At 60.2% G+C, this 14,326-nt stretch carries 9 protein-coding genes, 2 tRNA genes and 1 pseudogene; 6 read left to right on the plus strand and 6 right to left on the minus strand.

Translation table 11 applies throughout. The annotated features are described in order from the left end of the window. The first annotated feature begins 160 nt into the window (after positions 1-160). The 5 genes from tilS to ACRQ5J_RS11920 all read left to right on the plus strand — a co-directional run bounded on the left by tilS (position 161) and on the right by ACRQ5J_RS11920 (position 4,274). The gene (gene tilS / locus ACRQ5J_RS11900; RefSeq protein WP_432383465.1) at positions 161-1,552 is read left to right on the plus strand and encodes a tRNA lysidine(34) synthetase TilS; all 1,392 of its coding nucleotides are present in this window, start codon (positions 161-163) and stop codon (positions 1,550-1,552) included. A gap of 144 nt (positions 1,553-1,696) precedes the next feature. Then, positions 1,697-2,944 (plus strand): aspartate kinase, encoded by a 1,248-nt coding sequence (locus tag ACRQ5J_RS11905; RefSeq protein ID WP_432383466.1) that lies wholly within the window; start codon positions 1,697-1,699, stop codon positions 2,942-2,944. Positions 2,945-3,045: 101 nt separating this feature from the next. After that, a tRNA-Ser gene (locus ACRQ5J_RS11910) sits at positions 3,046-3,138 on the plus strand. Between the two features lie 118 nt (positions 3,139-3,256). Continuing rightward, positions 3,257-3,349: transfer RNA gene (locus ACRQ5J_RS11915), tRNA-Ser, on the plus strand. A 286-nt stretch (positions 3,350-3,635) separates the two neighbouring features. Beyond that, positions 3,636-4,274, plus strand: coding sequence for a tyrosine-type recombinase/integrase (locus tag ACRQ5J_RS11920; protein ID WP_432383467.1), 639 nt, complete (start codon positions 3,636-3,638; stop codon positions 4,272-4,274). Between the two features lie 585 nt (positions 4,275-4,859). On the opposite strand, the gene pyk is transcribed toward ACRQ5J_RS11920, so the two are convergent. The 4 genes and pseudogenes from pyk to ACRQ5J_RS11940 all read right to left on the minus strand — a co-directional run bounded on the left by pyk (position 4,860) and on the right by ACRQ5J_RS11940 (position 10,090). Next, the gene (gene pyk, locus ACRQ5J_RS11925) at positions 4,860-6,281 is read right to left on the minus strand and encodes a pyruvate kinase (protein WP_432383468.1); all 1,422 of its coding nucleotides are present in this window, start codon (positions 6,279-6,281) and stop codon (positions 4,860-4,862) included. A 1-nt stretch (position 6,282) separates the two neighbouring features. Beyond that, positions 6,283-7,516 (minus strand): annotated as a pseudogene (locus ACRQ5J_RS11930) (glycerate kinase type-2 family protein). A 26-nt stretch (positions 7,517-7,542) separates the two neighbouring features. Continuing rightward, positions 7,543-8,922: a dicarboxylate/amino acid:cation symporter gene (locus tag ACRQ5J_RS11935; RefSeq protein ID WP_432383469.1), complete on the minus strand. Its 1,380-nt coding sequence runs from the start codon at positions 8,920-8,922 to the stop codon at positions 7,543-7,545. Between the two features lie 79 nt (positions 8,923-9,001). Beyond that, positions 9,002-10,090: a tartrate dehydrogenase gene (locus ACRQ5J_RS11940; protein WP_432383470.1), complete on the minus strand. Its 1,089-nt coding sequence runs from the start codon at positions 10,088-10,090 to the stop codon at positions 9,002-9,004. A gap of 108 nt (positions 10,091-10,198) precedes the next feature. Here ACRQ5J_RS11940 and ACRQ5J_RS11945 point away from each other — a divergent pair, with 108 nt between their 5' ends. Further along, positions 10,199-11,119 carry a LysR family transcriptional regulator gene (locus tag ACRQ5J_RS11945; protein WP_432383471.1) on the plus strand — a complete coding sequence of 307 codons (921 nt, stop codon included), beginning with the start codon at positions 10,199-10,201 and terminating at the stop codon, positions 11,117-11,119. 141 nt (positions 11,120-11,260) lie between these two features. Here the strand turns inward: ACRQ5J_RS11945 and ACRQ5J_RS11950 are convergent, their stop codons facing one another. Both ACRQ5J_RS11950 and ACRQ5J_RS11955 read right to left on the minus strand, forming a co-directional pair. Next, positions 11,261-12,541 carry a cytochrome c gene (locus ACRQ5J_RS11950; protein WP_432383472.1) on the minus strand — a complete coding sequence of 427 codons (1,281 nt, stop codon included), beginning with the start codon at positions 12,539-12,541 and terminating at the stop codon, positions 11,261-11,263. A gap of 11 nt (positions 12,542-12,552) precedes the next feature. Further along, positions 12,553-14,325, minus strand: a complete 1,773-nt coding sequence (locus tag ACRQ5J_RS11955) for a GMC family oxidoreductase (protein ID WP_432383473.1) — start codon at positions 14,323-14,325, stop codon at positions 12,553-12,555. Between the last annotated feature and the right edge of the window lies 1 nt (position 14,326).

Raw genomic sequence — 14,326 nt, forward strand, 5'->3', positions numbered from 1 at the left:
CAACGTTTACGCGGAACCTGTGCAGTACCGGCGAGCCAACGTTCACGCCGCCTGCATGGCATCGACGGTTTCGCCGTCATTCCCGCGCAGGCGGGAATCCATGGAACACCACCGGGAGCCCGCCCACGCGCCGCTCCCGGTTTGCATTTCGGAGCCCAGATTGAAGCAGCAAAAGCCCACCCTAAAGTCCACCTTCGACCAAGCCATCCGCGCCGCCGCAGGCGAGGGCGACAAACCGCGCATCGCCGTCGCCCTCAGCGGCGGCCTGGACTCCTCAGCCCTGCTGCACCTGGCGCACGACTACGCCCAGCGCCATGAGCTAACCCTGTGCGCCTTCCACATCCACCACGGCCTCAGCCCCAACGCCGACGCCTGGCTGGCCCACTGCGAACAGCAATGCACCGCGCTCAACATCTCATTCGAAGCGCGCCGCATCCAGCTGCACGACCAAAAGAAAACCGGCACCGAAGCCGCTGCCCGCAAAGCCCGCTACGCCGCGCTGGGCGCGCTATGCGGCGAGCACAACGTGCAACTGCTGCTGACCGCCCACCATCAGGACGACCAGGCCGAAACCGTGCTGCTGCAACTGCTGCGCGGCTCCGGTCCGGCCGGCCTGTCCGGCATGGACGCCGCCAACACCGCCGCCGGCCTGCTGCACAACGACAACCTGGTCATGGCGCGCCCGCTGCTGCAAGCCTCGCGCAAGCAGCTCGAAGCCTACGCCGCCCAGCACCACATCAGCCACATCCACGACGAATCCAACGACGACCCGCGCTACGCCCGCAACGCGCTGCGCCACACCGTGATGCCGGCGCTGGAGCAGCACTTTCCCGGCTTCCAGGAACGCTTCGCGCGCAGCGCCCAGCACGCGCAATCGGCCACGCGCCTGCTGACCGAACTGGCCGAGCAGGACCTGGCCGCCGCCCGCGACGGCGATTACCTCGACCTCAGCAAGCTGCGCGCGCTGAGCCAGGACCGCGCCTACAACCTGCTGCGCCACTGGTTCGCCACGCGCGGCTACAGCATGCCGAGCACCGCCTGGCTGGCCGAGATGCTGGCGCAGCTGCTGGAAGCCAAACATGACGCCCAGTTGCTGGTGACGCACCCGGACTGCCACGTGCGCCGCTACCGCGACCGTCTGCACCTGACGCCCAAGCTGGACGAGCTCGAAGGCACGCGCGAAGACCAGTTCGACGACAAGCCCGGCACCGGCTTCCGCTGGAACGGCGAAGCCGAACTGGCGTTCCCGGCCTACGGCGGCGTGTTGCACTTCGAGCCAGCCGACCAGGGCCTGGACCCCGAGTGGCTGCGCGCCCAGCCGCTGGTGATCGAGTTCCGCCGGGGCGGCGAAAAGCTCAAGCTGGCGCCGAACCGCCCGACCCGTCCGGTCAAATATCACTACCAGGCGCTCAACATCCCGGCCTGGGAGCGCGGCCGGCTGCCGGTGGTGAAAAGCCCCGGCCAGCTGCTGTTCGCCGCCGGCATCGGCATGGATAGCCATCAGGTCGGCCCCGGGGCGGGCCGGATACGGCTGCGCTGGCAAGCTGCGTAGAGTTTGAGGCGCTTTCTGCCGAATTTTGTATGTAGATATGTCTATTCGGTATGAGTTTATGAGCTTTCTGACTTGTTATTTTGCACCGCCGCATGTAGAGTTAAGGGTTCCATTTACCTTTATTTGAGCGGAAAACTCACTGTTATGGCTTTAATCGTGCACAAATATGGCGGTACGTCGATGGGTTCGACGGACCGTATCAAGAACGTCGCGCGGCGTGTCGCCAAGTGGCATGACGCCGGACACCGCATCGTGGTGGTGCCGTCGGCAATGTCGGGCGAGACCAACCGCCTGATCGCCCTGGCCAAGGAAGTTCAAGAGCAACCGGACCCGCGCGAGCTGGACATGATCGCCTCCACCGGCGAGCAAGTCTCGGTCGGCCTGCTGTCGATGGCGCTGCAAGCGATCGGCAAGAAGGCGATTTCCTACGCCGGCTGGCAAGTCGCGATTAAAACCGATTCCGCATTCACCAAAGCCCGCATCCAGTCGATCGACGACGAAAAAGTCAACCGCGACCTGGACGACGGCAAGATCGTCATCATCACCGGTTTCCAGGGCGTGGACGAGGGCGGCAACATCTCGACGCTGGGCCGCGGCGGCTCGGACACCTCGGCCGTGGCGATCGCCGCCGCCATGAAGGCCGACGAATGCCTGATCTTCACCGACGTCGACGGCGTCTACACCACCGACCCGCGCGTGGTGTCGGAAGCGCGCCGCCTGAAAGCCATCACCTTTGAAGAAATGCTGGAACTGGCGTCGCTGGGCTCGAAAGTGCTGCAGACGCGTTCGGTGGAATTCGCCGGCAACTACCGCGTGCCGACCCGCGTTCTGTCGTCGCTGACCGACCCGATGCTGGACATCGAAGAAGAAGCCAACTCCGGCACCCTGATCTCGTTTGAGGAAGACACACACATGGAACAAGCAGTCATCTCCGGTATCGCGTTCGCGCGCGATGAAGCCAAAATCACCGTGCTGGGCGTGCCAGACCGTCCGGGCGTGGCCTATCACATCCTGGGCCCGGTGGCCGACGCCAACATCGAAGTCGACATGATCATCCAGAACCAGTCGGTCGACGGCAAGACCGACTTCACCTTCACCGTGCCGCGCAACGACTTCCAGCGCGCGCTGGACGTGCTGAACGGCTCGAAGGAAGCGCTGGGCGCGGCCAGCATCGCCGGCGACGCCAAGGTGTCGAAGATCTCGGTGGTCGGCGTGGGCATGCGCTCGCACGTCGGCGTGGCCTCGAAGATGTTCCGCACGCTGTCGGAAGAGGGCATCAACATCATGATGATCTCGACCTCGGAAATCAAAATCTCGGTGCTGATCGACGAGAAATACATGGAACTGGCCGTGCGCGCGCTGCACAAGGCGTTCGAACTGGAAAAGGCTTAAATTTTTTCCAAAAAACCGCCGAGTTGCCTTGACCAAACGGATCACGGTCTATACTATGGCGGTCGTCTGCTTCACGGCGGACATAGTTGAGCAATCGACTAGGAGACGTGGCCGAGTGGCCGAAGGCACTTCCCTGCTAAGGAAGCATACGGGCAAAACCTGTATCGTGGGTTCGAATCCCACCGTCTCCGCCAGAACAAGCGAACAAGCCTCCCCTGCGGGAGGCTTTTTTGTTTGCTCCCCGCCCGCATGAACAAGGCGTGCCCGCCTTGACCAAATCCCTACCGATCTATACTATAACGGACGTTGTTTGGAGACGTGGCCGAGTGGCCGAAGGCACTTCCCTGCTAAGGAAGCATACGGGCAAAACCTGTATCGTGGGTTCGAATCCCACCGTCTCCGCCAGAATACTGTTCAGTTAGCTAGATGGACATCAAGAAGACCGCTGTTCCCACTCTGGGACAGCGGTTTTTTGTTTTAATTCGTCCACTACTGTTCAGCTACAGCCGAGCACTTTGGGGGTCGTTTTGGGGGTCGCGTTTTTCCCCGAACGCCGACGCGACCCCCAAACCGCAAAAAGCAGGCGTGCTCAGCCAGCACTTCTGCGTTTTCAAGGGCGTGGCTGTGGGCACACGCGACCCTCATTCCATTGTAGAGCGCCCCTCATTTCCACTGTCGGGCGACCCCCAAAATGGCTAAACGCATCCCTCCCTTGACTGACCGTCAGGTCATGAACGCCAAGCCGCTGGACAAGATGTACCGCTTGTATGACGGCGGCGGCCTCTACCTGGAAGTGGCTTCCAGCGGCTCGCGCTTATGGAAGTTTAAATACCGGCGGCCAGGCGCCAGTGACGAGACGCGGATGAGCTTCGGTACCTATCCGCAGGTATCACTGGCCGACGCGCGCCGGCAGCGGACGCAGGCACGCCAGCAATTGAGCGCTGGTGTCGATCCGGCGCAAGCGCGCCGTGACGCCGCAGCCAGCATCGCTGAAGAGCATAGCCTTCGGTTTGAAAACGTAGCCCGGGCCTGGCATGCCACGATGCTTAGCGGATGGCAGCCCGATACGGCAGCAAACATCCTGCATCGGCTGGAACACGATATCTTTCCGTTGATTGGCGCAACACACATCGCCGCGATCAAGCCGCGCGACATTCTTGCTGCTATCCAGGCGATCGAAGATCGCGGGGCAAAGGAGATCGCACGGTGTAATCTCGCCAACGTGGTGCGCATTTTCGATTTCGCGATTAATCGTGGCGATACGGAGCGCATCAATCCGGCGGCCAGACTGAGTGATGTGCTGCAGCCTGCTAGGTTGGCGTTTTGGTAATTCCTTCCTTTGAATTTTTAAGTTTGGAGCGTGCAGTTTCGACTGGTGACAAACATTCAGCAGACCACAGAACAGCGATACTGAGCGGTGATTGACCAGACCAGCGCCCATGAAAAAATACCGCCTTGCTTATCTTTTCGAAAGCAATCAAACATCGGCTACATGTCATGTCTGCATTGAACGACGCTGGCATCGCGATGGGTCGCCGGCGCATTGTCCAGCGCTATATCGATGACGGCAGTCTGATCCTGCCGTTCGGAGAATTTGTTAGCATAGGTACGCTAGGTTACTTCATCGTCCATGCCCGGTTAGACTCGATATCCAGGTGTCTCGCCACATTCATCTCTTGGCTAAAGAGTTCGGTGAATAAGGCTGTGTAGCCTAATCTGGCTTCACTCGTACGTCGAAAAATCTGCGGAGGATGCTAAGTCGCTGGCGAAAAAAAGCTGACTATGCTCTCGTAAATCTTCTGTAGCCCGTCCCACAGGTCGGCGACTATGCCGCCTGTCAAAACCTTGGTTGCTTCACTGCGGGCGTGTCGGAAGGTTTCCCGAAGCCGGAGTCGAGAAAACGGGGAATGTCCGGCTAGGACACCTCGGTGATTCGCAATAAATTCGTTGTTCCTGAGGTGCCAAAGGGAATGCCGGCAGAGATAACTACGGTGTCGCCAAGTTGCGCGATGCCTTCGCGGCATACCGTGCGGCATGCCCATTCGCTCATTTCCACCACGTCCGATACTTCATGGCACAGTACCGGGTAGATACCCCACGCCAAGGCGAGGCGGCGCGCTATTGCTGCGCGGGGCGTCATGCCGACGATGGGCGCATACGGTCGCTCGCGCGCCATGCGAAGCGCCGAGTAGCCGGAGCTGGTGTAAGCGACCACCGCCGCCACTTTCAATGCTGAGGCGACGCTGCGCACGGCCACACCGATACCGTCCGATGCCAGTGTCGCGCATTCGTCGCTGACACCCGTCGCGACGGTTTCACGGCAATGCGGGTCGGCTTCAGTTTGAGCGATGATCGAGTCCATAATACGCACCGCGTCGTGCGGGTAGCTACCGGAAGCCGATTCTGCGGACAGCATGACCGCATCGGCGCCGTCGTAGATCGCGGTGGCCACGTCGGATGCTTCCGCGCGCGTCGGCACTGGCGCACTGATCATGGATTCCAGCATCTGTGTGGCGACGATGACCGGTTTGCCCGCCTTACGGCAGGCACGGACAATACGCTTTTGGATTGCGGGAACCTGTTCCGGCGGCATTTCCACCCCAAGGTCACCTCGCGCGACCATCAACGCGTCGCTGGCTGCGACGATCTCATTCAGGCTATCGATCGCAGCGGGCTTTTCCAGTTTCGCCACTATCCCCGCGCGGCCCCGCACGATACGCTTGATTTCTTGAATGTCTTCGACGCGCTGCACGAACGACAGTGCGACCCAGTCCACGCCAAGGCTTAAGCCGTAATCGAGATCGGCGCGGTGTTTATCCGTCATCGCTGACAACGGCAGCACAACGCCCGGGACGTTGACGCCTTTTCGGTCGGATACACGGCCGCCAATAATCACCCGGGTCTCAGCATGCTCAGGACCGAACGATTCCACTCGGAGGCGTACACGGCCGTCGTCGATCAACAAATCGGTGCCAACCACAAGTGCAGCGTAGATTTCTGGATGCGCTAGCGGTGCGCGATGCTGGTCGCCCAACATTTCGTGATCCATATCGAGGCGGAATAGATCTCCAGCTTGCAGCGTGACCGCACCTTCGGCAAATGCGCCAAGGCGGAGCTTAGGCCCTTGTAGATCGAGTAAGATGCCAATAGGGCGCTCGCGATCGCGTTCAATGCTGCGGATGATGTCCAGGCGAGCCTTGTGGTCGGCGTGTACGCCATGACTGAAATTCAGACGGAACACGTCAACGCCAGCATTGAAAAGCGCTTCGATGGTTTCGCGGTCGCTACTGGCCGGGCCTAGCGTGGCGACGATTTTGGCATTACGGGTACGGTGCATGTTAGTTTCCAGTGATGAGTAGTGCGCGGAAGTCGTTGACGTTGGTAAGCGTGGGGCCGGTTATCACGCTGTCCCCCAATGCCTGGAAGAATCCGTGGCCATTGTTGTTATCCAAGCTTTCGGTGGGACGCAGTCCGAGGGACCATGCGCGCGCCAGCGTGTCCGGTGTGATGAGCGCGCCGGCAATTTCTTCCTGGCCATCTACGCCATCGGTGTCGCCGGCCAAGCCGTAGACGCCCGGTTCTCCCTGCAAAGCGATGGCGCAGGCGAGCAAGAATTCGACATTGCGGCCTCCGCGACCAGTGCCGCGGACCGTGACTGTCGTTTCGCCACCTGATAACAACACGCAGGGGGAGAAAGGGTTGCGCCCGGCGTGCGGTGTGCGCAGCGATGCCGGCCATTACCTTGCCAACGTCACGTGCCTCGCCTTCGATGCAGTCGCCGAGGATGTGCGTCGTTAGTCCATGCGAGGCGGCCACGCTGGCCGCTGCCTCTAGTGCCATTTGCGGAGTCGCAATTAAATGGATCTCGTTGCGGACCAAGCGCGGATCGCCAGGTTTGATGGATTCCCCGCGGCCACTGCGCAAGATCTCCATCACGCGCTCGGGCAGTTCGATGCCGTAGCGCTTGATGATGGCGAGCGCATCTGCGCAAGTGCTGGCATCGGCGACGGTGGGGCCGGAGGCGATGTCACGCGCGTCATCGCCCGGGACATCGGAGATCAGCAAGGTGACCACCTTCGCGGGGTGGCAAGCAGCCGCCAGCCGACCACCTTTGATTGCCGACAGGTGGCGCCGCACGCAGTTCATTTCGCTAATCGTAGCGCCGGAAGTCAGCAACGCTTGATTGATCTTTTGTTTGTCCTCTAAAGTGATGCCATCCAGCGGTAGCGGCAACAAGGCCGAGCCGCCGCCTGAAATCAGGCACAGCACCGTGTCGTCGGCGCTGAGGCCTTGTACGCGGTCGAGAATCCGACGCGCAGCGCGCAGGCCCGCAGCGTCCGGAACCGGATGGGCGGCCTCAATGATTTCTATGCGTTCGCAAGGCGCTGCATAGCCATAGCGGGTCACCACCAGGCCAGAAAGGGGACCGGGCCAGTTGCTTTCCACCGCACGCGCCATCTCGGCCGACGCCTTGCCGGCGCCGATGACGATCAAACGGCCTTTGGGCGCAGCCGGCAGCGCTGGCGGCACACACAACGCGGGCTGGGCGGCCGTGATGGCGGCTTCGAACATCTTATTCAGGAGGTCGCGGCTGTTAGTCATGCTGACACCCTTTGTATGGCGGGCAGCCCAGCAGCGCCACTCGGGGTCAGCGGTGTGACGCTGGCGGCCGGCTCTGCCGACTCATCGACATCGTAGAGCTGACGTAGTTCTTCTTGCGACGACTCACCGTTTAGCACGCGGTGCATTCTGTCCTGATCCAGGGCGCCTACCCAGCGAGCAATCGCCATGGTGGCCACGGCGTTGCCGATGGTATTGGTGATCGCCCGCGCCTCGGACATGAAGCGATCGACGCCGAGCAGTAGCACCATGCCCGCCACAGGAATCTTGCCCATCGAGGCCAGCGTCGCCGCCAGCGTGATGAAGCCAGAGCCAGTCACACCAGCCGACCCTTTTGACGTCACCATCAGTACGCCCAGCACCACCAACTGGTCGGTTAAGGTCAGGGGCGTATTGGTCGCCTGTGCGATGAAGATCGCCGCCATGGTGTAGTAGATGCACTGGCCGTCCGGATTGAAGGTGACACCAGAAGGGATGACCAAGCCCACGACAGGTTTGGAAACGCCAACGTGTTCCAATTTGCGCATCATTTGCGGCACCACCGATTCCGACGAGCTGGTACCCAACACCGTGAATAGCTCCTCGCGCAGATAGCGCAGGAATTTCCACAAACTGAAGCCGGAGACGCGTGCCACGAAGCCAAGCACGAACACCACGAATGCCACGCACGTCAGGTACATGCTGCCCATCAGCTGCCCGAGGGACAGCAGCGAACCGAGACCGTATTTTCCGACGGTGAATGCGATTGCGCCGAACGCCGCCAACGGTGCCACACGCATAATCATGCCGACCACTACGAACATGCTGTTGCTGAAAGCTTCGAGGAAGTCGACCACTGGCTTGGCGCGGCGGCCCATGTGCGACAGGGCGATGCCGAACAAAGTGGCGAAGACCAGGATTTGCAGAATATCGTTCTTGGCCAGCGCGTCGATCACGCTGGTCGGAATCATGTGCATCAGGAATTCGATGAATCCGCCCGATTTGGCTGCGGCGGCGGTGTAGCTGGCGATGCTGTGAGTGTCCAGCGAGGCCGGGTCGATGTTCATGCCAGCGCCGGGCTTGACCACGTTGACCACGATCAGCCCCAGCGCCAGCGCGAAAGTGGACATCACTTCAAAGTAAATCAGCGCGCGCACGCCAACGCGGCCCAATTCCTTCATGCTTTCCATCTTGGCGATGCCCAGCACCACCATGGCGAAAATCACTGGTGCGAACACCATCTTGATCAGACGGATGAATGCATCGCCGAGCGGCTTGAGGTCAGTGCCGAGCGAAGGATAGAAATAGCCGAGCAGGCCGCCGGCGATGACGCCGATCAGCACCTGCACGTATAGCTTGCCGAAAAATCGCTTATACATGATGTCTCCTTATGTTTGTAGTCTGCCGCGTAGGGCAGGCCTCTCCAGGCTCTTGGCGGTCTGGTAGAGGCACGGCTTATCAGGCGGCCTTGCGTTCTTTGTCAGCGGCCAGGTGGGCGCACAGGGCGTCGGTTACTTCGACGGTGGTGGCCTTGCCGCCCAGGTCACCGGTGTGCAGCGACGGCGTGGCGGTGACCGATTCAATCGCCTTCATAACGCGCTGCGCCGCTTCATGCTCGCCCAAGTGCTCCAGCAGCATCACCACGGACCAGAAGGTGCCAACCGGGTTGGCGAGACCTTTGCCCATGATATCGAAGGCCGAGCCGTGAATGGGTTCGAACATCGATGGATAGCGCCGCTCTGGATCGATATTGCCGGTGGGGGCGATCCCAAGGCTGCCAGCCAGCGCCGCGGCCAGGTCGCTGAGGATGTCGGCGTGCAGGTTGGTAGCGACAATAGTGTCCAGCGTGGCCGGCTTGTTGACCATGCGCGCGGTGGCCGCATCCACCAGCTCCTTATCCCACTTCACATCGGGGAAATCGCGCGATACTTCCAGCGCGATCTCGTCCCACATTACCATCGCGTGGCGTTGAGCGTTGGACTTGGTGATCACGGTCAGCAGCTTGCGCGGACGCGATTGCGCCAGTTTGAAGGCAAAGCGCAGGATGCGCTCGACGCCGACGCGGGTCATCATCGATACATCGGTGGCGGCTTCGATGGGATGGCCTTGGTGCACACGGCCGCCGACGCCTGAGTATTCACCCTCCGAGTTTTCACGGACGATAACCCAGTTCAGGTCTTCCGACTTGCAGCGCTTGAGCGGCGCATCGATACCAGGCAGGATGCGGGTTGGGCGGACGTTGGCGTACTGGTCGAAGCCCTGGCAGATCTTCAGTCGCAGGCCCCACAGCGTGATGTGGTCCGGAATGTCCGGATCGCCGGCGGAACCGAACAGGATGGCATCCTTGTTGCGCAACGCGTCCAGGCCGTTCTTCGGCATCATCTCGCCGTGTTGGCGGTAGTAGTCGCCGCCCCAGTCAAAGTCCTCAAATGTAAACTGGAAACTGTTACTGCCTGCGGCCAGTGCTTCGAGCACTTGGCGACCAGCGGGCACGACTTCCTTGCCGATGCCGTCGCCTGGAATGGTTGCGATGTGGTAGGTCTTCATAGTGGTCTCCGGTGTAGAAATAAGTTGCTGCTGAACGGAGACTTTAGCGGGTGGACGGGACGACGAAACGGGACTAAACTCAATTTATTCTTTACCCGTAGCTCCACAATGACCACAAGCAACAGTTTTCAACCAACGGAATTAGCCTTTATCGTCGCACTGGCTAGTTGCGGCAGCCTGAGCGCGGCGGCGCGCGATTTGGGCATTACTACGTCCGCCGTCAGCAAGCGGCTTGCTTTGTTTGAGACCCGGTTAGGGCTACCGCTGGTCAACCGCACCACGCGGCGAATGAGCTTGACGCCGGAGGGAGAGGTACTGCTTGAGCACGCAAAGCGAATACTCGCCGACATGGCGGAGCTCGACCAACTCTTGTCCAACTCAAGAGGAAAACCGAAGGGGCAATTGCGCGTCAATGCGACACTCGGGTTTGGGCGGCTGCACATTGCGCCGGCAATTTCTCAATACGTGCTTAACTATCCAGATGTGGACGTTCAGCTGCAGCTATCAGTGGACCCGCCGCCATTAGCTGATGATCAGTTCGATGTATGCATTCGTTTTGGCGCTCCGGCTGATACAAGAGTTGTCGCAAAGCTCTTGGCATCCAACCGCCGCTTGTTGTGTGCTGCGCCCAAATATCTCGCTGAACGTGGCGAGCCAAAAAATCCTGCGGAATTGGCCAGGCATAACTGTATCTGCATCCGCCAAGGCGACGAGGCTTACGGCCTTTGGCGTTTGATCGCAGCACGCGATGACGATAGCCGAGCGGAGGCAGTCAAAGTGCGAGGCAATTTGACCACCAATGACGGGGAAATAGCGGTAAATTGGGCGCTCGATGGACACGGAATCTTGATGCGGGCCGGCTGGGATATCGAACGCTATCTCGATAGTGGGCGACTCGTGCAGGTGATGGGTGGGTATAGAACTCCGGATGCGGACATATACGCGGTTTACCCCCAACGACATCAGCTATCCGCCCGCATACGCACCTTTGTTGATTTCCTCGCAGAGCGGTTTACCCGTTTTCGTTGAAGTTGTGTCCCCTGCCGGGTGTTATCGGAGGGGCTGCAATTCGTCCATCCAAGTATGCGGAGCACGCGCCCTGCGACGTCAGCCGACGTGATCGATAAACGGTTGACGTGGTGCGAAGTCGAGGGCGCGCGTGCACCGGTCCTACCGCGATTGGTGCTGGAAATCAAGTAGCTCCTTGCGTACCGCGGTCACCTCTTTGGCTGTCACAGGGGGCGCCTCGTTGGCCCAGGCGCTGCGCAGGAAGGTCGCAAGGTCGGCCACCTGCTGGTCGTTCAGATGATTGGCGAAGCCCGGCATCGGCAGTATGGAAGGCGCTTTTTTGGTTGACGGTGTTTGAGCGCCTCTCAGAATAACGTCGAGCAGCGCGCTGGGATCGTCTTGCACGACGATGCGCGCGCCGTTGAGGCGGGGGAAAATTCCCTTGGCCCCATTGCCGTTGCTGGCATGGCAGGCCTCGCAAGTGTTTAGATACAGCATCGCGCCGCGATCCAGTCCACGTGCTTCAGACAGTCGCTTGGTAGTACGCGTGGTCGCCGCCTCGGCATCAACGCGCAGGCCGCTCTTCGCGTTGGGGACGGGCGGCAGCGTTTTAAGATACCGCGCCATCGCGCGCAGATCAGCGTCGCTCAAATGCTGCATGCTGTGCTCCACCACGGAGGTCATTTCGCCACCTACCGAAGCGAAATCGTTGCGACCGGTAGAGAGATAGACCACGATGTCGTCGCTTGACCATCCCTTCATACCTCGCAGCGATGGCGCGGTCCAGTTGGCGACCCTGCCGCCCGCCAAGTATAGCGGGCTAGCGTCAGTCAACGCCTTTTCATGCATCGCCGCGCCGCGCGGGGTGTGGCAACTGCCGCAGTGCCCCAACGTCTGCACGAGGTAACGGCCTTGATTGATTTCGCCGCTTTGTCCGGTGACGGGCGTATATGGCTTATCCGACGTGAAAGCCATGTTCCAGAGCGCCATGCCCCAGCGCTGGCTAAAAGGGAAGCTCAGCGAGGTTTGGGGCGACGCTTGCCGCACCGGTGCCACGCCCTTCATGAAGTAGGTGTACAAGGCGTGGACGTCGGCATCGGTGACGCCCTTGTAATCGGGATATGGCATGGCGGGGTAGAGGTGTTTGCCATCTGCCCGCAAGCCGTCCCGCAATGCATGGGCAAACTGCAGTTCGCTATATTTGCCAATGCCGTGCACCGGATCCGGTGTAATGTTGGTCGAGTATATAACACCCATTGGGCTGATGATGGGTAGTCCCCCGGCAAAAGGTTTGCCACCGGCGACAGTGTGACAAGCTACGCAATCCCCGGCGCGCGCCAGATAGGCGCCACGCTCGATCATCGCCCCCTCATTTTTGTCGGCCGCTTGCACAGTGCATCCCAGCAGCGCGAGCGCGCTACATACCACGTGTTTCAACTTCATTTTCTTTGACCTCATGCCTGCACCAGCGGGCCTGGCTGCCGCAGGTATTGTTCCTTGATCGCCTTGACCGCAAAGTACGTCAAGCCAGCCACCATCGCCGTAGGGTTGGCGTAGAAGTTCTGCGGGAATGCATTCGCGCCTGGCACAAAAACGTTGTGAAGGTCCCAGCATTGCAGATACTTGTTCAGTACGGACGTCTTCGGGTTGTCACCCATGATGGCGCCGCCGGTGGTATGGGTATTGGTGTAATTCGGCGAGGGGGCCCAGTGGCTGTCCATCTTCAGCACGTTGTTACCGTAGGTGTCGGGCTTCATGTGCCGCGCCATCGCTTCCATCTTCGTCTTGAGGAATTGCAGCATGCGCAAATCGTTCTGGACATAATCGTAGGTTATTCGCAGCAGCGGGATACCGTTGCTGTCGCGGTAGGTGGGGTCGAGGTCCAGATAATTACCGCGTGTGGCCATATTGCTGGCCTCTAGCTTTATCGACATCGAATGGCCGTAGCTTTCTTTGAGTGCCGTCTTCCAGCCTGCCCCCCAGCTCGCGGAACCCGGCTTCACTGCGGCACTGATCGGCGTACCGGTCGGCTGTGAGGTGTAAATTTTGGCGCCACCGATGAAGCCCAGCTGCGCAGTGTTGATCAGGCCAGTGCCGAGGTCGCTGAAGACCACGCCGGTCGGCCCGGCGGTGACGAACGGATTGAAGTTGTGGTCCTTGTAGAACAGCGTGAAACCGCCGCCGTACTGGTGCGCATAGTTGCGGCCCACCGTTCCTTCTTCCGTTTCCGGGTTATACGGTTTGCCAATGCCGGAGGTGAGCAATAATCGGACGTTATTCAGCCCAAAGGTGGCGAGGATGACAATTTTAGCCGGTTGAAATACCTCCGCGTTGTTTTCGTCGAGGTAGGTTACGCCCGACGCTGTCTTGCCATCGGCGTGTTTGTCAACGCGGATCACATTCGCGTGCACTCGATAGGAAAAGTTCGGATGCAGTTTCAGACGATCCAGTATCGTTGTCTGCGGCGTGGCTTTGGAATAGTTGACGCAACCGTAGAACTGGCAGAACCCACAGTAGTTGCACGGTGCCAGCTGCTGGCCGTACGGGTTGCTGTACGGGACGGACACCGCCGCAGATGGCATCGTGAACGGGTGATAACCCAGCTCGGCCGCTGCGTTGCGGAACATCGCGTTGCTGAGACTGTCTTCCAGCGGCTTGTTTGGGAAAGGATTGGAGCGTGGGCCTTCGTACGGGTCGCCGCCCGATTGCACCACGCCGCGCAGGTTGCCGGTCACGCCGGACGAACCGCAGACCTGGTCGAAGAAGTCCATATGCGGCTCGATTTCTTCCCAGCTTACCGGGAAGTTGCTGATGCGTAGTTCCTCGTCCAAATGCTTACGGCCAAAGTGCTGGTCGGCGTAGGTTCCCATCTGAAGGTCTTGCGGGGTCGGCCGCGTAATCATGCCGGTCCAGTGCAGTCCAGAGCCGCCGACGCCGTCCCCAAGGCGAAACGACCCCAATTCCCGCATCGGCAGCGCGATATCTTTCGGTGTGTGACGCACGGTGAAGGCTGCTGTGCTCGGGAGCATCATAATCTTATGCCGCTTGACATAGGCCAGTTCATCGGCCGGCTTAGGATAGGCGTAATCTACATTCAAACGGTCTTGGCCGCGCTCTAGCGCGCGCACCTTGAGGCCAGCATTGGCCAGCTCAATTCCCATGATTGCGCCAGCCCAGCCCAGGCCTACAATCACCACGTCCACCGCATCGTTATTTTTCGAACTCATT

The sequence above is a fragment of the Duganella sp. P38 genome (assembly GCF_050859475.1).
Lineage (GTDB): Bacteria > Pseudomonadota > Gammaproteobacteria > Burkholderiales > Burkholderiaceae_D > Rugamonas.

What these genes read in the sequence shown, in the direction of transcription:
- ACRQ5J_RS11905 (WP_432383466.1), top strand. Translation starts at nt 1,697, where the DNA reads ATGGCTTTAATCGTGCACAAATATGGCGGTACGTCGATGGGTTCGACG.
- ACRQ5J_RS11920 (WP_432383467.1), top strand. Translation starts at nt 3,636, where the DNA reads ATGGCTAAACGCATCCCTCCCTTGACTGACCGTCAGGTCATGAACGCC.
- pyk (WP_432383468.1), bottom strand. Translation starts at nt 6,281, where the DNA reads ATGCACCGTACCCGTAATGCCAAAATCGTCGCCACGCTAGGCCCGGCC.
- ACRQ5J_RS11935 (WP_432383469.1), bottom strand. Translation starts at nt 8,922, where the DNA reads ATGTATAAGCGATTTTTCGGCAAGCTATACGTGCAGGTGCTGATCGGC.
- ACRQ5J_RS11940 (WP_432383470.1), bottom strand. Translation starts at nt 10,090, where the DNA reads ATGAAGACCTACCACATCGCAACCATTCCAGGCGACGGCATCGGCAAG.
- ACRQ5J_RS11945 (WP_432383471.1), top strand. Translation starts at nt 10,199, where the DNA reads ATGACCACAAGCAACAGTTTTCAACCAACGGAATTAGCCTTTATCGTC.
- ACRQ5J_RS11950 (WP_432383472.1), bottom strand. Translation starts at nt 12,541, where the DNA reads ATGAAGTTGAAACACGTGGTATGTAGCGCGCTCGCGCTGCTGGGATGC.
- ACRQ5J_RS11955 (WP_432383473.1), bottom strand. Translation starts at nt 14,325, where the DNA reads ATGAGTTCGAAAAATAACGATGCGGTGGACGTGGTGATTGTAGGCCTG.